Annotated in this window: 20 protein-coding genes; 11 read left to right on the top strand and 9 right to left on the bottom strand. The window is 69.9% G+C overall.

The features are described from left to right. Positions 1–16: 16 nt before the first annotated feature. Together AB0H88_RS01715 and AB0H88_RS01710 are read left to right on the top strand one after the other, a co-directional pair. Positions 17–931 (top strand): lactonase family protein, encoded by a 915-nt coding sequence (locus AB0H88_RS01715; protein ID WP_357639892.1) that lies wholly within the window; start codon positions 17–19, stop codon positions 929–931. A gap of 54 nt (positions 932–985) precedes the next feature. Further along, positions 986–2332, top strand: a complete 1347-nt coding sequence (locus AB0H88_RS01710; protein ID WP_357639889.1) for a N,N-dimethylformamidase beta subunit family domain-containing protein — start codon at positions 986–988, stop codon at positions 2330–2332. Here AB0H88_RS01710 and AB0H88_RS01705 read toward each other — a convergent pair. Continuing rightward, a complete protein-coding gene (locus AB0H88_RS01705) occupies positions 2329–3057 on the bottom strand; it encodes a Clp protease N-terminal domain-containing protein (RefSeq protein ID WP_357639887.1) in 729 nt (242 codons plus the stop codon). The two genes, AB0H88_RS01710 and AB0H88_RS01705, sit on opposite strands and share 4 nt — an antisense overlap. A gap of 108 nt (positions 3058–3165) precedes the next feature. On the opposite strand from AB0H88_RS01705, the gene AB0H88_RS01700 reads away from it, so the two are divergent. Further along, positions 3166–3903 carry a phosphotransferase gene (locus AB0H88_RS01700; protein ID WP_357639884.1) on the top strand — a complete coding sequence of 246 codons (738 nt, stop codon included), beginning with the start codon at positions 3166–3168 and terminating at the stop codon, positions 3901–3903. 187 nt (positions 3904–4090) lie between these two features. Here AB0H88_RS01700 and AB0H88_RS01695 read toward each other — a convergent pair whose 3' ends face one another. From AB0H88_RS01695 to AB0H88_RS01685, 3 genes are read right to left on the bottom strand one after another with little or no spacing between them, the layout of a single operon-like run. Further along, the gene (locus AB0H88_RS01695) at positions 4091–4417 is read right to left on the bottom strand and encodes a DUF1048 domain-containing protein (protein ID WP_357639881.1); all 327 of its coding nucleotides are present in this window, start codon (positions 4415–4417) and stop codon (positions 4091–4093) included. 1 nt (position 4418) lies between these two features. Beyond that, a complete protein-coding gene (locus tag AB0H88_RS01690; protein ID WP_357639878.1) occupies positions 4419–4775 on the bottom strand; it encodes a DUF1048 domain-containing protein in 357 nt (118 codons plus the stop codon). Then, positions 4772–5098, bottom strand: coding sequence for a PadR family transcriptional regulator (locus tag AB0H88_RS01685; RefSeq protein WP_184758742.1), 327 nt, complete (start codon positions 5096–5098; stop codon positions 4772–4774). The genes AB0H88_RS01690 and AB0H88_RS01685 overlap by 4 nt, the downstream gene beginning before the upstream one ends. Before the next feature lie 120 nt (positions 5099–5218). On the opposite strand from AB0H88_RS01685, the gene AB0H88_RS01680 reads away from it, so the two are divergent. Then, positions 5219–5422, top strand: coding sequence for a hypothetical protein (locus tag AB0H88_RS01680; RefSeq protein WP_357639875.1), 204 nt, complete (start codon positions 5219–5221; stop codon positions 5420–5422). Between the two features lie 121 nt (positions 5423–5543). Here the strand turns inward: AB0H88_RS01680 and AB0H88_RS01675 are convergent, their stop codons facing one another. Further along, the gene (locus AB0H88_RS01675; protein ID WP_357639874.1) at positions 5544–6146 is read right to left on the bottom strand and encodes an IS607 family transposase; all 603 of its coding nucleotides are present in this window, start codon (positions 6144–6146) and stop codon (positions 5544–5546) included. A 78-nt stretch (positions 6147–6224) separates the two neighbouring features. Here AB0H88_RS01675 and AB0H88_RS01670 point away from each other — a divergent pair, with 78 nt between their 5' ends. Then, positions 6225–7250, top strand: coding sequence for a 6-phosphofructokinase (locus tag AB0H88_RS01670; RefSeq protein WP_357639871.1), 1026 nt, complete (start codon positions 6225–6227; stop codon positions 7248–7250). A 135-nt stretch (positions 7251–7385) separates the two neighbouring features. On the opposite strand, the gene AB0H88_RS01665 is transcribed toward AB0H88_RS01670, so the two are convergent. Next, on the bottom strand, positions 7386–8240 hold the full coding sequence (locus tag AB0H88_RS01665; RefSeq protein WP_357639869.1) for an MHYT domain-containing protein: 855 nt from the start codon (positions 8238–8240) through the stop codon (positions 7386–7388). Positions 8241–8302: 62 nt separating this feature from the next. Next, a complete protein-coding gene (locus AB0H88_RS01660) occupies positions 8303–9334 on the bottom strand; it encodes an MHYT domain-containing protein (RefSeq protein ID WP_357639867.1) in 1032 nt (343 codons plus the stop codon). A 113-nt stretch (positions 9335–9447) separates the two neighbouring features. On the opposite strand from AB0H88_RS01660, the gene AB0H88_RS01655 reads away from it, so the two are divergent. The 3 genes from AB0H88_RS01655 to thiI are packed head-to-tail and all read left to right on the top strand — an operon-like array spanning position 9448 to position 12500. Continuing rightward, the gene (locus tag AB0H88_RS01655; protein ID WP_357639864.1) at positions 9448–10593 is read left to right on the top strand and encodes a DUF5931 domain-containing protein; all 1146 of its coding nucleotides are present in this window, start codon (positions 9448–9450) and stop codon (positions 10591–10593) included. 10 nt (positions 10594–10603) lie between these two features. Then, the gene (locus tag AB0H88_RS01650; protein WP_357639862.1) at positions 10604–11245 is read left to right on the top strand and encodes a response regulator transcription factor; all 642 of its coding nucleotides are present in this window, start codon (positions 10604–10606) and stop codon (positions 11243–11245) included. A 58-nt stretch (positions 11246–11303) separates the two neighbouring features. Further along, on the top strand, positions 11304–12500 hold the full coding sequence (gene thiI / locus AB0H88_RS01645; RefSeq protein ID WP_357639860.1) for a tRNA uracil 4-sulfurtransferase ThiI: 1197 nt from the start codon (positions 11304–11306) through the stop codon (positions 12498–12500). Between the two features lie 351 nt (positions 12501–12851). Here thiI and AB0H88_RS01640 read toward each other — a convergent pair whose 3' ends face one another. Beyond that, the gene (locus tag AB0H88_RS01640) at positions 12852–13142 is read right to left on the bottom strand and encodes a YiaA/YiaB family inner membrane protein (protein ID WP_357639857.1); all 291 of its coding nucleotides are present in this window, start codon (positions 13140–13142) and stop codon (positions 12852–12854) included. A 112-nt stretch (positions 13143–13254) separates the two neighbouring features. Continuing rightward, positions 13255–14286 (bottom strand): 3-deoxy-7-phosphoheptulonate synthase, encoded by a 1032-nt coding sequence (gene aroF, locus AB0H88_RS01635; protein ID WP_357639854.1) that lies wholly within the window; start codon positions 14284–14286, stop codon positions 13255–13257. A 256-nt stretch (positions 14287–14542) separates the two neighbouring features. Between aroF and AB0H88_RS01630 the strand changes: the two genes are divergently transcribed. The 3 genes from AB0H88_RS01630 (at position 14543) to AB0H88_RS01620 (ending at position 17163) form a co-directional block, all read left to right on the top strand. Further along, positions 14543–15139 (top strand): sulfite oxidase-like oxidoreductase, encoded by a 597-nt coding sequence (locus AB0H88_RS01630; protein WP_357639851.1) that lies wholly within the window; start codon positions 14543–14545, stop codon positions 15137–15139. A 44-nt stretch (positions 15140–15183) separates the two neighbouring features. Then, on the top strand, positions 15184–16356 hold the full coding sequence (locus tag AB0H88_RS01625; protein ID WP_357639848.1) for a histidine kinase: 1173 nt from the start codon (positions 15184–15186) through the stop codon (positions 16354–16356). Between the two features lie 66 nt (positions 16357–16422). After that, complete coding sequence (locus tag AB0H88_RS01620) at positions 16423–17163, top strand: LytTR family DNA-binding domain-containing protein (RefSeq protein ID WP_357639844.1); 741 nt, start codon at positions 16423–16425, stop codon at positions 17161–17163. Positions 17164–17324 lie beyond the last annotated feature (161 nt).

Genomic DNA, 17324 nt, shown 5'->3' with positions numbered 1-17324 from the left:
AGTCAAGCATGAGAAGATGCCTTCTGTGAAGCACCTGTATATAGGCGGATATGGGCCCGGCATCGTCACCCCCGGCGGAGAGCTGACCCGCCTCACCTCGTCCTCGTTCCTGGCGGCGCACCCGAAGCTGCCGGTGCTGTACGCGGTGGGCGAGCTGGCCCAGGGCTGGCTGAGCGCGTTCAGCACGGAGGCGGCCGTGCTCGCCCCGCTGGACGAGCGGCCCAGCATGGGTGACAGCCCCTGCCACGTGGCGGTCGATCCGGAGGGCGATCTGCTCGCCGTCGCCAACTACGGCGACGGCACGGTCAGCCTGCATCACCTCGACTCCCGCGGCGCCTTCGAGGGACGCCCGATCGTGCTGCGCCACGAGGGCTCCGGGCCGCATCCCGAGCGCCAGCAGGGCCCGCACGCCCACCAGACCGTCTTCCACGACGGCCTGCTGTACGTCTCCGACCTGGGCACCGACCAGATCCGCCGCTACAGCCCCGAGGGCGAGGTGCTGGAGCCGCTGCGCCTGACCCCGGGCACCGGGCCGCGCCACATGGTCTTCTCCGGCTCGCGCCTGTACGTCGTGGGCGAGCTCGACGGCATCGTCACCCTCATCGACGGCGAGAAGACGGCGGGCACCCTCGCCTCGCGCGCCGAGGGCGTCAACCAGCCCTCTCACCTCGACATGGACGGGGACTTCCTGTACGTGGCCAACCGCGGCCCCAACACGATCACCGTGCTGCGGGCCGAGGACCTGACGCCGGTGGCCGAGGTGCCGTCGGGCGGCGAATGGCCCAGGCACTTCGCCATCGACGGCGACCGCCTGTACGTGGCCAACCAGCACTCGGGAGTGGTCACCGAGTTCGCCCTGGAGGACGGCGTACCCGAGCCGACAGGTCAAGTGCTGGAAGTCGACAGCCCCTCTTGCGTACTGCCGGCGTAAGGACTTCCCCAAGTGGCCGGCCCGGTGGGCGGGGAGTCGTGACCATGGTGCGCTGTGCGCAAGTCCTTGATCGTCTTGATCCTGCTGCTGTCCGCGTGCGGCACCATCACCCCCGCCGCCCCAGCCCACCCCGCTCCGGCGCCTGAAGCCGCCGCGCCCGCCCCCGCCGAGGTGCCCGCCGCCCGGCCGGTGCGCTGGCGCATCACCGAGCGCGGCGCGGAGCACGAGATCGAGGGATACGCCGACCGCGTCAGCGTGCTGCCCGGCGAGCGGTTCCGGATGCGCGTCTCCACGACCGCGCCACGCTTCACCGCGCACGCCTTCCGCGTGGGTGCCCACCCGGCGCAGGTGTGGCACTCCGGCCCGCTCCCCGGGGTACGGCAGGCACCGCCCCAGACGGTGGAGGGCATGGTCACGGCCGCTCACTGGAAGCCCTCGCTCACCGTCGACACGACCGGCTGGCAGGAGGGCGCCTACCTGGTACGCCTGGACGCCTCCACCGGCGGCCAGCGCTACGTCCCGATCACCGTACGCTCGGCCTCGACACAGGGGCGGGTGGTGCTGGTCAACGCGGTGACCACCTGGCAGGCGTACAACCTGTGGGGCGGCCGCAGCCTCTATCAGGGTCCGGGTGGGTTCGACGACCGCTCCCGCAAGGTGACCTTCGACCGGCCCTACGACACCTCGGGCGCGCGGCTCTTCCTCGACTTCGAGCTGTCCGCGATCGAGCTGGCCGAGCGGAGCGGGGTGCCGCTGGCCTACCTGACCAGCCTGGACCTGCGGCCCGGCGTGCTCGACGGGGCCAGGGCCGTGGTGTCCCTGGGGCATGACGAGTACTGGTCGCCCGGCATGCGCGCCGCCGTCACCCAGGCCCGCGACGCCGGCACGAACCTGGCCTTCCTGGGCGCCAACGCCGTCTACTGGCGCATCGGGCTGTACGGGCGGATGGTCATGTGCGACAAGGAGAGCCAGTGCCCGCTCTGGCGCGCCTCCGCGCCGGAGAGCGCGCTGGTCGGGCAGGAGTACGACTGTTTCCCCGCCGAGGCGGCCTACGTGCTGCGCAGACCCGGCCACTGGATCTTCGAGGGCACCCGGGGCAGGCGCTTCCCCGGTCTGGCCGGCGTCGAGACCGACAAGGTGTCCGCCGGCTCGCCCGAGAACATCAAGGTGCTGGCCCATTCGCCGGTCGACTGCGGCGGCCGGGCGACATCCTCCGACAGCACCTACTACATCGCCCCGGGAGGGGCCGGGGTGTTCTCCTCCGGCACGATGCGCTGGGTGTGCGGGATGCGGGGAAGGCAGTGCGGCCACGGGGTCACCAAGGCCGCCGCCGCCTTCACCCGCCGCGCGACGCGCAACATCCTGACCAGGTTCGCCGAGGGCCCGGCAGGGGCGCCTTAAGCCTTCCCGCCGCGCCTGAGCAGGATCTCGGCGAGCATCCGCTGGATCTCGGGCTCGGCGCCCTCCTTGGTGACGCCGAGCCCGTCGAGCGCGGTCACGGCCGTCCCCTCGCCGAGTGACAGCACGCCGAGCAGGATGTGCTCGGTGCCGATGAAGTTGTGGCCGAGCCGCAGGGCCTCGCGCAGCGTCAGCTCCAGGGCCTTCTTGCTCTGCGGGGCGTAGGGCGGCTTGTCGGGCGCGCTCTTGCTCGGCGGGGCGAGCAGGGCCTTCATGACCTCCTCGACCCGCTCCAGCGGCGCGCCGAGCGTCACCATGGCCTTGGCCGCCAGCGCCTCCGGCTCGCTCAGCAGCCCGAGCACGAGATGTTCTGGCTCGATGTACTCGCTGCCCGCCCTGATGGCCGCCTGCTCGGACTGCACGATGACCGAGCGCGCCCGGTCGGTGTAGCGGGCGTAGGCGCGGAGCTCTTCGGCCAGCCCTCCCTCCTTGGGGACGAACCGTTTCTGGGCGGCCTGCTTGGTCACGCCCATGCTGCGGCCGATGTCGGTCCAGGAGGCGCCGGAGTGCCGGGCCCGGTCGACGAAGTGGCCGATGAGGTGGTCGGCCACCTCGCCCAGGTGCTCGCCCAGCGTCACAGCGTCGGAGAGCTGGCCCAGGGGGTCGCCGTCAGGGTGACGGCTTTTGATCGCGCTGATGAGGTCGTCGAGACGCACGGTCTGATTCATAGGTCAACCATAGGTTGACGATGGCTAATCGTCAACCTATGGTTGACGATGCGCGGCGGGCGATAAACCCGTGGCGAGGGCGGTGATCATCCCGCGATAATGGCCGACATGGAGGAGATCGAGGTCGTCGTCGCCCATAACGAGCGCGCGACCCTGCGTGCCGGCGACGTGTTCCTGAAGATCGACGCTGATCAGACGCGCATCGACGTCGAGGTCGAGGCGATGGCCATGGCGCCGATCCCGACTCCGGAGGTCCTGTGGCGCAAGCCGCCCGTGCTCGCGCTCGCCGCCCTCCCCGGGACTGCGCTCGGCCGCCTCGGCGAGCCGTCGACCGCGTCGCCGGCGGCGTGGGCCGCGGCGGGCGCCGCCGCACGGACGCTGCACGACGCGCCGCTGCCGCCATGGCCCGGCCAGAGCCTCGACGAGATCGCCTCGCGGCTCGACGGCGAATGCGAGCGGCTCGTCACGACCGGCGTCCTTCCCGCCGACCTGGTCACGCGTAACCGCCGGATTGCCGAGGCCGCGCTCCGGCCGTGGACACCGGTGTTCACGCACGGCGACCTGCAGATCACCCATGTGTTCGCCGACGGTGACGAGATCACCGGCGTGATCGACTGGTCCGAGGCGAGCCAGGGCGATGCCCTGCATGACTTGGCCATCTTGACATTCGGACACGAGGAACGCCTTGGCGACGTCGTCGCCGGCTACGGCACCGACGTCGACCTCGACGTGATCCGCGCGTGGTGGTCGTTGCGAAGCCTGCTGGCGACCCGCTGGCTGGTCGAGCACGGCTTCGACCCGTTCTTGCCAGGCTGCGAGGTCGACGTGCTGAGATCCCGGATGTGAGACCGCGCGAGCCCGAGGGACGCGAGTGCCGTTCTGCCGCATCGAGCGACCTCGCCGCCACCGGGGCCCGTCCAAGTGGACGGCGCCTACTCGCGGAAGGCATGCAAGTGGTCCTCGCCGGCGTCGAGGGCCTGGCGGTCGCGGGCGACCTGCGGCAGAAGAACTCCGCCGCACCGGTCGGCGGGTGTTACTTCTCGGCCGTGCCGGGTTTCCCGCTGATGGACTCCTGATAGATGTCCGCGTAGGTGCGCGAGTCCTTGATCAGGTCGTCGCAGAAGGCGGCGACGTCGTTGCCGATGAGCTCCAGGACTCCCTTGCCGGCCGCGACGCCCTCCTCGAAGAAATCGACGATCCCTGAGAGCAGGGACCCGTCAGGCAAGTCGATCGGTCCGACCGTGAAGAGGTACTTCTGCATCTCCTTGTAGACGATCCGGTAGTCCGGCGGGAGCGCCTTGACCCGCGCCATGTGCGCCCGCCACTGCTTCTTGCCCTCGATGATGTCCTGGATGCCCACGTCAGCCTCCTAGCCGGCCCAGTTTCCTGGCGACGTTCCTGTTCAACTGCTCGCGCCACCGGTTGCGATAGCCCCGGGCCCCTTCTCCGCCGGCCAGTGCCGCGCAGAAGCCCGCGATGTCGTCACCCAGCACCTCGTGAATGCTCTGCCCATCCGCCGCCGTCTCTTCGAGCAGCCCCAGGGCGCCGTCGAGGATCGGCATCAGGTTGCGACCGGTGAAGTCCCCGTAGGGGTAGAGGTGACCCTTGATCTCTTCCCACGCCGCCCGGTGGTCGGCCGGCAACGCCTGGGCCCGGAGTTCGAACGCCTTGAATTCCCTGGTGAGATCGCTGCCTGTCATGCTCTCCCAGAAGTTCATCTCCCGCCCTCCTTGAGCTTGTCGATCCGCGATGTGACGTACTCCCATTTCGCCCAGAACGTTGCGAGCTCTTCGCGACCCGCGTCGTTGAGCGCATAGAACTTGCGCGGTGGCCCCAGCCCGGACGGTCGTTTCGTCACCTGGACGAGCCCGTTCTTCTCCAGCCGCAACAGAATGGTGTAAACCGTCCCCTCGACGACGTCGGCGAAGCCGAGTTCGTTCAGCCGACGCGTGATGGCGTACCCGTAGGTCTCCTCGCTGCCGATGATTTCCAGCACGCAGCCCTCAAGCGTGCCCTTCAGCATCTCCGTCAGGTCGTCCATCGTGGTCCTCTTCGATCTCCTGGTACTTTGTAGCACCGAGTACCACTACACAGTAGCACAAGGTAGCGAACCAATGCCCAGCGAGCGCCGAAGCGATTCGAATCATCGGCCCGCGACTGGATGCTCGACATCGCCACCTGGCCCGGCGATCACATCCGGTTCGTGTGCGGCCGCGACGACGCCCTCGCCCGCGTCAAGCGGGTGGGCCGGTACGGCGGCTTTGAGGAGATGCTCGACGCCGAGGATCCGCGTCGATGGCCCGACACGCTCACGAAATCGCCTCCTGGAAAGGAGTTCCGCTCACTACGCTCGCGTTTGGTCTAGACCACTGCCCGCGTGGACGGGCAGAATTACTGTCCAGGTCGTGAAACCGTTCGGAGAATCTTAGTGATCCTCGTGCCGGCTCCATCGGCATGCGCCTCGATCGCCGGGGACATGCGCCGCCTCACGCTGCCTCGAAGGCGGCCCGGAGCGCGGCCCTGGCCCTGCGGGCGGCCGAGCGCCGGCCGTACAACCGGGCGCACAGCGAGGTGAGGACCTCCGCCATGTCACGCAGCAACTCGTCGTCGACCCGCGCGCCGGCTACGGCGCCGGACTCGGCGGCCTCCGTGTCGTCGGTGGCCACGATCCGGCGGCCGGTGGCCTCCAGCGCGGCCGACAGCTGCTCCAGCCCGAACCGGGCGAGCCGATCGCGGCGCTCGACCACGATCACGCCCACGGACGCGTCGCGCAGCAGGCGGGCCAGCTTCGGCCGGTCGCCGTCCATGCCCGAGCCGACCTCGCCGACGACCTCGGTGACCGTCAGGCCCATCGCGGTCGCCGCGCGGACCACGCGGGCGGCCTGCCGATCGAGCTCGGCCAGCTGGTCGGTGCCCGACACCCTGCAGTACGCGACCGTCCGGCCCGTGACCTCCGCCGTCCGATCGAGGACCATGTACCTACCGGTGGCGGTTTTGACCACCGGGACGGGCATCTTCCCGTCTCGTGCCCACTGCCAGGCGGTCTGGTAATGCACGCCGTTCCGCCGCGCCCACTCCGAGAGCTTCACATATCGACAATCTCAGACGAAGACTGAGAAGAGCTGATGTTTTCACTAACGGCAAGAAACCCATAGGAGGAACCCGTCATGCGAATCGGAGTGCTCACCGGAGGCGGCGACTGCCCCGGACTCAACGCGGTGATCAGGGCTGTTGTGCGGAAGGGGGTGAGCGTCTACGGCCACGAGTTCGTCGGGTTCCGTGACGGCTGGCGCGGCCCGCTCGAAGGCGACACGATGCCGTTGGACATCCAGGCCGTACGGGGCATCCTTCCGCGGGGTGGCACGATTCTCGGCTCCTCGCGTACCAACCCCATCAAGATCGAGGGGGGCGTCGACCGCATCAAGGAGAACCTGGCGGCCACCGGCGTCGACGCGCTGATCGCCATCGGCGGCGAGGACACCCTCGGTGTCGCCAGGCAGCTCTACGAGCGCGAGGTCAAGGTCGTCGGCGTGCCCAAGACGATCGACAACGACCTGTCGGGCACCGACTACACCTTCGGCTTCGACACCGCCGTCAACATCGCGACGGAGGCCATCGACCGCCTGCACACCACGGCCGAGTCCCACCACCGGGCGCTCATCTGCGAGGTCATGGGCCGGCACGCGGGCTGGATCGCGCTGCACGCGGGCATGGCGGGCGGTGCCAACGTCATCCTGATCCCCGAGCGGCCGTTCGACATCGACCGCGTCTGCGAGTACGTCGAGTCGCGCTTCCGCACCCGCTACTCGCCGATCCTCGTGGTCGCCGAGGGCGCGCACCCGATCGAGGGCCAGATCGCGCTGCAGGCCGGCGAACTCGACGCGTTCGGCCACGTACGGCTCGGCGGCATCGGCGAGGTGCTGGCCAAGGAGATCGAGAAGCGCACCGGCAAGGAGGCCCGAACCACCGTGCTCGGCCACATCCAGCGCGGTGGCACCCCGACGGCCTACGACCGGGTCCTGGCCACCAGGTTCGGGCTGCAGGCGATCGACGCGGCGCACGAGGGCGACTACGGCAAGATGGTGGCGCTGCGCGGCACCGACATCGTCCGCGTCGGACTCGACGTGGCGACGGCCGAGCTCAAGACGGTGCCGGTGTCGCGCTACGCGGAGGCCGAGGTGTTCTTCGGCTGATTGAAAGCGGCCTGCAAGCGGGCGGCCGTAGCTTCTGTATCAGCGGGGTTACCGCTACAACCCCCTCAGGGTACGGCTTGCGTCGCGGCGAGTCGGCGGCCCACCACGCGCCGCAAGCCGTACCTATGACATAGCTCAAGAGCGGGGCGTGCCGAAGAGATCCACATCCGGCGCGCCCCCGTTTTGTGCCACCCGAGCACCACCCTGGGGCTGCGGTGCGACGCGTCCCTGCAGCCGGGCGCGGAACTCCGCCTCCCGGTGCAGCTCCTTCTCCGAGGGCGAGAGCATGACGGTGAGCAGCAGGCCCATGGTGATCACGCTGAGTCCCACGATCAGCGGCAGCAGGAAGTCGATGGCCTTCGCGCCGACGACCGGCCCCGCCGGGTTGTGCGCGTACACCGACATCCCGTACATCCCCGTGTAGTGCATGCCGGTCACCGCGACGCCCATGACCAGCGCCGCGCCGCCGATCTTGAGCGCGCCGCGGACTCGCAGGGTGAACCAGAGCGCGACGGTGGCCGCGGCGATCGCGATGAGCACCGACAGCGCCACGAACAGCGGGTCGTAGGTGACATCCGCCGTCATGTTCATCGCGGACATGCCCAGGTAGTGCATGCCGGCCACGCCGATGCCCGTCAGGACGCCGCCGCCGAGCAGGTACGAGGCGCGCTCACCGCCGCGCCAGACCACGAACAGCCCGGCGCCGACCACCACGACCGCGAGCACCGCGGAGGCCGCGGTGCGCGGCATGTCGTAGCGGATCACCGTGCCCTGCACCGCGAAGCCCAGCATGGCGATGAAGTGCATCGTCCAGATGCCGGTGCCGCCGATGGCCACCGCCGCTCCCGCCAGCCAGTATCGGGCCTCCTTGGCGCTGACCAGCCGGGCCCGCGAGGTCAGCAGCAGGCCGAGCATGGACCCGATGCTGGACATGCCGTAGGCGACAAGGAGGGTCAGGGGCCCATGGGAGAAGTGGTCAATTGGCGACATACGCACACACGTCCCTTAGATGTGAATAAGGGAGTATGAGCAGGGCTCAGGTGAATTTGCAACTACCTCCGGCGGGGTGTTTTGGAACGTGGCGATTCTTGCGGGAACCCCTGCTGCTGCGGGGATGTAGGCGCGCCCAAGATCGGTTGCGGCTCGGGGACGGGGGCGCCGAAGACAGGTTGCGGCCGAGCGGGCTGCGGCTGAACGGGCCGTTGCTGGACGGGCTGCTGTTGGCCGTGTCGCGGTTGAACGGGCTGCTGCTGGGCCGGCCGCGGGTGGAGGGGAGTGGGAGCGGGGTAGGGCTGCGGCTGCTGGCTGGCGCGCCGGCGCAGCTCCAGCCGGGCGACCAGCTCGGCGTCCTCATGCAGCTCCTCCTCCGACGGCGACAGGATGACCATGAGCAGCATGGTCAGCGTGATCAGGCTGATCACGGTCATGAGGGGCACGAGGAAGTCGAGGGCGTCGGCGCCCGGCACGGCGCTGGGTTCGGCGTCAACTGTGACCAGCATCGCGTACATGCCGGTGTAGTGCATGCCCGAGACGGCCACGCCCATGACCAGCGCCGCGCCGGCGATCCAGATGGGGCGCTTGACCCGCATCGTGAACCACAGGGCCACGGTCGCGGCGATCACGGCGATCGCGACGGAGGCGGCCACCACCTTGCGGTCATAGGAGACGTGCGCGGACATGTTCATCGCGTACATGCCGAGGTAGTGCATGCTGGCCACGCCGAGACCGGTCAGCAGGCCGCCGCCGAGGAGGGCGAGCAGCCGGCCGCCGCCGTAGGAGACCAGGAAGAGGCCGGTGCCGACGACCACGATGGCCACGATGGCGGAGGCGACCGTCAGCGGCACGTCGTACTTGATCTGGGTGCCCTCGACCTGGAAGCCCATCATGCCGACGAAGTGCATGACCCAGATGCCGGTGCCGCCGATGGAGATGGCCGCCCCGATGAGCCATCGAATCCGCGAGGCGCCTCGCGAGGCGTGCGCTTGGGCGGTCAGCCGCAGTCCGAGCATCGACCCTATGCACGACATCACGTAAGCGAGGAGCGGCGTGAGCGGGCCGTAGGTGAAATGGTTAACAGCGGACATTAAGTCAGTTTCCTTGCATTAGGGGTCACCGGATTGTGCCAGCTGGCCTGTCCGATTCACATAGATACCTCGACTATCTGTCAACCTGTAATGTCGGAACATGAGAAGGGCTCATGGGTATCGAGAGGCCGTTCTGGCGTGCGATCGCGGTCTTCCGCGTCGCTTCGCTGCTCTACGCGGCGGTGTTGATGGCGCAGCACCGCGGCTACGCGGAGCCGCTCACGGGGTGGCTGGTGATCGGCGTCATGGGGCTGTGGACGGCCGCGGCGATCTTCGCGTACTCCGTCGAGGCGTTGCGCCGGTGGCCGCTGCTCGTGCTCGACCTCCTGGTGGCCGTGGCCTGCCTGCTCGCCTCGCCGTACGTGCAGGGCGCCCAGCAGCCCGGCGACGGCACCATGCCGGTCCCGGCCACCTGGATCGCGGGCCCGGTGCTGGCCTGGGCGGTGCACGGCGGACGGCGGCTCGGCACGGTGGCCGCGGCCGTCGTGGCGGCGGCGGACTTATGGCTGCGGATCCACGGGCCCGACGCGCCCGTCCTGATCAACGGCGCGGTGCTGCTGTTCATGACGGGCGTGGTGGTCGGCCACGTGGCGCGGCTGGCCAAGCAGGCGGAGGAACGCATGCAACGGGCCGTCGAGATGGAGGCGGCGCAGCGCGAACGCGATCGGCTGGCGCGGGACGTCCACGACTCGGTCCTGCAGGTCCTGGCGCTGGTCCGGCGCCGCGGCCAGGAGCTGGGCGGCGAGGCGGCGGAGCTGGGCCGGCTCGCCGGACAGCAGGAATCGGCCCTGCGCTCGCTGTTCATCCGGCCCGCGTCCCCGCCGCCCGCCGGGGTGGCGGATCTGCGGACGCTGCTCATGCGGTACGGGTCGGCGTACGTGACGATCTCTACCCCGGCGACGCCCCTGGCGCTGCCGGGGCCGGTGGCGGAGCAGACGGCGGCGGCCGTCGGGGCGGCCCTCGACAACGTGCGCGCGCACTGCGGGTCGTCGGCGCGGGCGTGGGTGTTCGCCGAGTCGGGGGACGGCACGGTGACGGTCAGCGTCCGCGACGAGGGGCCGGGGATTGCGGCCGGGCGTTTGGAGGAGGCGGTCGCGGCCGGCCGGCTGGGTGTCTCGCAGTCCATCCGCGGGCGCATCGAGGGTCTTGGCGGGCAGGTCTCGATCACCAGCGCCCCGGGGGAGGGCACCGAGATCGAGCTGACGGTCCCCGCCGTCATCGGGGAAGCGGAAGAGGACGGACGGACGTCGCGACCTTAGAGTGGCGGCCATGGTGCGGGTGATGGTGGTCGACGACCATCCGATGTGGCGGGACGGGGTCGCCAGGGATCTGGCCGAGGCGGGCTACGAGGTGGTCGCCGCCGTGGGCGAGGGGCGTCAGGCGCTTCGCGTGGCCGGGGCGGTGCTGCCCGAGGTGGTGGTGCTCGATCTGCGGCTGCCCGACATGTCGGGGGCGGAGGTGGCCGTAGGGCTGGCCGGGATGTCGGTGCCGCCGAAGGTGCTGGTGCTGTCGGCCAGTGCCGAGCAGGACGACGTGCTGGACGCGGTCAAGGCAGGCGCTTCCGGATATCTGGTGAAGTCGGCGAGCCGGGAGGAGTTCCTCGACGCCGTCCGGCGGACCGCGGACGGGGACGCGGTGTTCACACCCGGTCTGGCCGGGCTCGTGCTGGGGGAGTACCGGCGGCTCGCCGCCCAGTCCGCGCCAGCCGAGGGACCCCGGCTGACCGAGCGGGAGACCGAGGTGCTGCGGCTGGTCGCCAAGGGCCTGTCCTACCGGCAGATCGCCGACCGGCTCGTGCTCTCGCACCGGACCGTGCAGAACCACGTCCAGAACACGCTCCAGAAGCTCCAGCTCCACAACCGGGTGGAACTGGTGCGATATGCGATCGAGCGGGGGCTCGACGCGGACTAAACTCGGTGGGTCGGGGCGTTGGCCTCGGCGCGTCCCCATCACTCCCGGAGGTTCTGCCATGTCGATGTCCGCCCTGGGCGAGCCATGCGTTCTGCTCAAGCTGGGCGAGATCGTCCTCAAAGGTAAGAACCGCGACATTTTCGAACGCCGCTTGGTCGACAACATCCGCGAAGCCGTCAAGGAGCTCGGTCTCAAGCTCGACGTGCGCAAGCGGCACGGCGTCATCGCGATCTTCCTGCCCGACGGCGCCACGGCCGAGGAGGCGGAGACCGTGGCCAAGCGGGTCGCCGACGTGCCCGGTCTGGTCTGGATCCACTCGGCCTGGCGGGTCGCCAAGGACCCCGACTCCGTGCTCAAGGCGAGCCTGGAGCTGGTGTCCGAGCGCGAGGAGGTCAAACGCGGAGCCACGTTCGCGGTGCGCTCCCGCCGCCGCGACAAGCGCTTCCCGCTGCGCTCCAACGAGCTCGACCGGCTCGTCGGCGGCGCCATCAACGACGAGTACGGCCTGCCCGTCAACCTGAAGAACCCGGAGCTGACGATCTCCATCGAGGTCGACAAGGACGAGGTGTTCGTCTTCACCGGCGGCATCCCCGGCCAGGGCGGCCTGCCGGTCGGGAGCAGCGGCCGGGCACTGGTGCTCATGTCGGGCGGCATCGACTCGCCGGTGGCCGCCTACCGAATGATGCGCCGCGGCCTGCACGTCGACTTCCTGCACTTCTCGGGCATCCCGTTCAGCACGTCCGAGTCGATCTACAAGGCGTACGCGCTGGTCAGGAAGCTCGACCGGTTCCAGGGCCGGTCGCGGCTGTGGGTGGTGCCGTTCGGCAAGGCCCAGCAGTCGATCCGCACGTCCGGACAGGACCGGCTCGCGGTGATCACCCAGCGCCGGCTCATGCTCAAGACGGCCGAGGAGGTCGCGCACCGCATCCGCGCCGCCGCGCTGATCACCGGTGACGCCCTCGGCCAGGTCTCTTCCCAGACCCTGACCAACATCACGGCCCAGGACCACGCGGTCGAGCTGCCGATCCTGCGCCCGCTGGTGGGCTGGGACAAGACGGAGATCATGGCCGAGGCCCGGCGCATCGGCACGCTGGAGATCTCCGAGCTGCCCGACGAGGACTGTTGCACGCTGCTGGCCCCCAAGCGGGCCGAGACGCGCGCGAAGATCGAGGACCTCAAGCAGATCGAGAAGCGGCTGGACGCCGAAGAGCTGGCCGTCCAGCTGGCCGACTCGATCCAGGAATACAAGCTCTGAGCCCGAGCTGAGGCCGGGCCGCCCGTGGAGGACCATTCCGTTGGGCGGCCCGGCCTCAGGCTTGAGAGGGCCACCCAGCCCGCGAGGAAGCGCCGTCGTCTGGAGGAGGAGCCGGTGAGGGAGCGCCGTCGTCTGGAGGAGGAGCGCCGGGAGCGTAGCGACCAGAGCGACGGGGGAAGACGGCGGCATTGGGCGACCGAGCCCGCCGCACGGAGTGCGGCAGATAAGCACGGTGAGGGAGCGCCGTCGTCTGGAGGAGGAGCGCCGGGAGTGTAGCGACCAGAGCGACGGGGGAAGGCGGCGGCATTGGGCGACCGAGCCCGCCGCACGGAGTGCGGCAAATCAGCACACTCAGGACGCGTCCACCCTGAACGGGTCGTGCTCGGCGAGCAGTTTGTCCAGGCGGGCCTGGTCGACGCGGGTGCTGACTCCCGACATCTCCTGACGGTCGCGTATGACCTTGCTGAGCGTGATGGTCGAGGTGATGACGTACAGGACGCCCAGGGCGAGGAAGGCCCTGATCCACCCGGAGGCCGGGAGGTAGACCAGGGCGAGCACCACGGACGACACGGAGACGCCGAACGACAGGATGGCCTGGACGTAGTAGGCGGTGGTCTGAGTGGGTTGGATGGGCTTCGTCATGCCGACCATCCTCATGCTGGGCGACATGCCGGCACATGGGGTTACGTACTCAAGTTACTGATGAGTACGGCCGATCGGGCGCGTGGTGCCGGCCGTACTCATCCCAGGCGGATCAGACCGTCAGCGCGGCGGCGGCGGTCTTGCCGAGCAGCGGCGGGAAGTCCCGCATGACCTGGGCCAGCTCGCCCAGATCGGTGTCGACCAGCGCCTGCGGCCCGTCGACGATCGCCTGCTCGGGATGCGGGTGCACGTCGATGATGACGCCGTCGGCGCCCACGGCGATCGCCGCGCGCGTCAGCGGCAGCACCAGGTCGCGCCGGCCGCCCGAGTGCGACGGGTCGACGATCACCGGCAGGTGCGACAGCCGCTGCGCCACCGGCACGGCCGAGACGTCGAGGGTGTTGCGCGTGGCGGTCTCGAACGTCCTGACACCGCGCTCACACAGCACGATGTCGAGGTTGCCGCGCTGCGCGATGTACTCGGCGGCCATCAGCCACTCCTCGATCGTCGAGCTCATGCCGCGCTTGAGCATGACCGGCCGGCCCGCCGCGCCGACCGCCTGCAGCAGCGCGAAGTTCTGCGCGTTGCGGGTGCCGACCTGCAGCATGTCCGCGTACGAGGCGACCAGGGCGACATCCTGCGCGTCGACCACCTCGGTGACGATCGGCAACCCGGTCTCCTCGCGGACGTCGGCGAGGATGCGCAGGCCCTGCTCGCCCAGCCCCTGGAAGGCGTAGGGCGAGGTGCGGGGCTTGAAGGCGCCGCCGCGCAGCAGGGTCGCGCCCGCCGCCATGGCCATCCTGGCCGCCTCCAGCGTCTGCTGGGGCGTCTCCACCGCGCACGGCCCCGCGATCAGCGTCACGGTGCCGGGGCCGATCGGCACGCCGCCCACGTGGACCGTGGAGCGTTCGGGATGGTTCTCCCTGCTCACCAGCTTGTAGGGGGTGCTCACCCGCATCACCTCGCGCACCCCCGGCATGCCGCGCAGGCTCGCCTCGTCGAGCTGGGCCACATCGCCCACCAGCCCGACGATCGTGCGCCGTACGCCCCTGCTCACGAACGCCTCTACCCCGGCCGCCTGGACGACCGCGACGATCGACGCGATGTCGTCACCGGTTGCCTCCTGGCCCATCACGATCACCATCTGCTGCTCCTTTGATCAAGCGGGAAATAGCCCTGGAAACGCCGAAAGGCCCCGGGTCCATGTGGACCCGGGGCCTTTCGTTCGCCTGTCTGCTAGCGCAGCGTCAGGTGGCGAACGGACACGGGTCCGTCGCCATACCAAAACACGAACGCTTTACGCATAGTCGCCATCGTAGCGCACCGCACCCGCGCGCGAGGCGGACAAGGGCCGATGGCAGGATGGCCCAAGACCACGGAAACCGGCGAGGGGAGTGTACGTGGAGGAATCGCGGCTGCCTCCGGGCCAGTACGTCCCGCGCGGCCGGCCGGTGATCCACTACGGCAGGGTGCCGCAGTTCCGGCCCGAGAGCTGGGACTTCCGTGTCTTCGGAGCCACGGCCTCGGGTGAGGAACACCGCTTCACCTGGCCGGAGTTCGAGAGCCTGCCCCGCACCGGCGTCATCGCGGATTTCCACTGCGTCACCAAGTTCTCGATCATGGGCAACGAGTGGCGGGGCGTCAGCCCGGCGACCATCGTCGCGGCCGCCCCGCCCGACCCGGGCGTGCGGCACGTGATGATCTGGGCCGAGTACGGCTACAGCGCCAATCTCCGGATGTCCGACTTCACCGCCTCGGACACGCTGTTCGCCATGGAGCTGGACGACAAGCCGATCAGTGCCGACCGGGGCTTCCCCGTACGCGCCGTCGTGCCCCACCTGTACGCGTGGAAGAGCGTCAAATGGGTGCGGGCCATCGAGTATCTCCTCGAAGATCGCCGAGGCTTCTGGGAGGAACGCGGCTACCACAACGTGGCCGATCCCTGGCGCGAGCAACGCTACTCCTACCAGGAAGAACCCGGGGAGGGCCCTCCGTAGGGTTTCCGCCCGAACACGGTCCGTTGTTGGCTACGGTTGCCCGCATGTCGACCACCGCGTGCGTGGTGCTGTCCTGCCTGACCTTCGTCCTCGGCTACGCCGTCGCCCTGGTGCCGCGGGGACGTCGGGAGCCGCGCGAGCCGTCCGATCCGGCCGGGCCTCCCCCGGGTGATTGGAAGGACGAGGCGACGTACACGGCGCTGCACATCGCGGCCCTGGCGGCGCCCTCGCTGCGCGCCGGGCTGAACCGCGACTCGGCCCGCAAGGCCGTCCGCCATCTGCACGCCCTGCTCGGCACCTACGCCGTCGCGATCACCTCGACCGAGGCGGCGCTGGCCTGGGACGGTCCGTGCACCGACGAGGTGCTCACCTACGCCCGCACCGCGCTGGCCTCCGGGCGGCCGCAGGTGTTCGCCGGGGAGCCGTACGGCGCGGTCGTGGTGCCGCTGCTCGTCGACGGCAAGCTCGTCGGCACGCTGGCGGCCTTCGACCAGGAGGTGAGCGCGGCCCTGGTGCGTACCGTCACCGAGGTCGGCCGGTGGGTGTCGGGCCAGCTGGAGCTGGCCGAGCTTGACACCTCGCGGCGGCGCGCGCTGGAGGCGGAGATGCGTGCCCTGCGGGCGCAGATCTCGCCGCACTTCATCTACAACGCGCTGACCACGATCGCCTCCTTCGTCCGCACCGATCCGGCCCGGGCCCGGGAGTTGCTGCTGGACTTCGCCGACTTCGCCCGTTACGCGCTGCGCCGGGCGCACGACTTCACCACCCTGGCCGACGAGCTGACCTGCGTCGACCGCTACCTGCTGCTGGAGCGGGCGCGCTTCGGCGACAGGCTCCGCTTCAGCGTGCAGGTGGCGCCGGAGGTGCTGCCGGTGCCGGTGCCGTTCCTGTGCCTGCAACCGCTGGTGGAGAACGCGATCAAGCACGGCATGGGCAGCCGCGGCGGCATCGGCCAGGTCCGCGTCGTGGCCCGCGACGCCGGGCCGGAGGCGCACATCACGGTCGAGGACGACGGCACCGGCATGGATCCCGAGCACGTCAGGCGGGTGCTCGACGACGACCCGAGGCGCGAGGGCAACGGCATCGGCCTGGCCAACGTGGACGTGCGGATGCGCCAGATCTACGGCGACGGCTACGGGCTGGTGGTGGAGACGGCGCTGGGCTCGGGCACCACCGTGCGGCTCCGCGTGCCCAAGACGCGCCTCAGCTCTCTGTAGTCAATTATTCGCGCTGCGTGCTCAAGTGGCTTGTGACCTAGCCGTTATTAAGGCAGCGTGGTGGTCATGCTGCGTGTGCTGGCCGTCGACGATGAGCTGCCCGCTTTGGAAGAACTGGCCTACTTGCTCCGCAAGGACGCCAGAGTGGAGCGGGTCACGACCGCGAGCGACGGCGTCGCGGCCCTGCAGCGGATGGTCCAGATGATCGGGACCGGCGAGCGGCTCGACGGGGCGTTCCTCGACATCCGGATGCCCGGCATCGACGGGCTCGACCTGGCCAAGCTCGTCGGCGGTTTCCCGAGCCCGCCCAGGCTGGTGTTCGTCACGGCGCACGAGGACTGCGCGGTGCGGGCCTTCGAGCTGGAGGCCGTCGACTACCTGCTGAAACCGGTCCGGGCCGAGCGGCTGGCCGAGGCGGTGCGTCGGCTGGAGGTGGCCGTGGCGCCGGTCGCCGAGCCGACCCTCGACGACGTGATCCCGGTTGAGCTGAGCGGGATCACCAGGTTCGTCCCGCAGCAGGCGGTCTGGTACGCCGAGGCGAAGGGCGACTACGTGCGCCTGCACACGGTCGACGGCAGCTACCTCGTACGCATGTCCCTGGCGGCGCTGGAGCGGCGCTGGGCCGACGCCGGGTTCATCCGGGTGCACCGCAGCACCCTCGTCTCCGCCAGGCACGTGAGCGAGCTCAGGTTCGAGGGCGGCAGGGTGATGCTGACCGTCGGCACCCAGACGCTCCAGGTGAGCAGGCGGCACAGCCGCCAGGTGCGCGAACAACTGGTCCGCCAGCATCGCGGCGCCATCTCCTAGCCCGTCGCCGACCCGTTGTGCCGCCCGTTTCCCGAGTGGGGTGGGCGTGAATGCGGGGAGTGTGAACGGCCCCCTGTACGGTTCGCCGCGCCGGGCGTTTTCTCCGTGATGGTGGCGAGTCCCTGGTCACGCCGGGTCGGGTGTCTCTGTGGCGGCCCGGC

It is taken from the genome of Nonomuraea sp. NPDC050680 (assembly GCF_040654555.1).
Lineage (GTDB): Bacteria > Actinomycetota > Actinomycetes > Streptosporangiales > Streptosporangiaceae > Nonomuraea.
The sequence above is the reverse complement of the archived record's forward strand: the minus strand, read 5'-3'. Positions and strand labels throughout refer to the sequence as shown.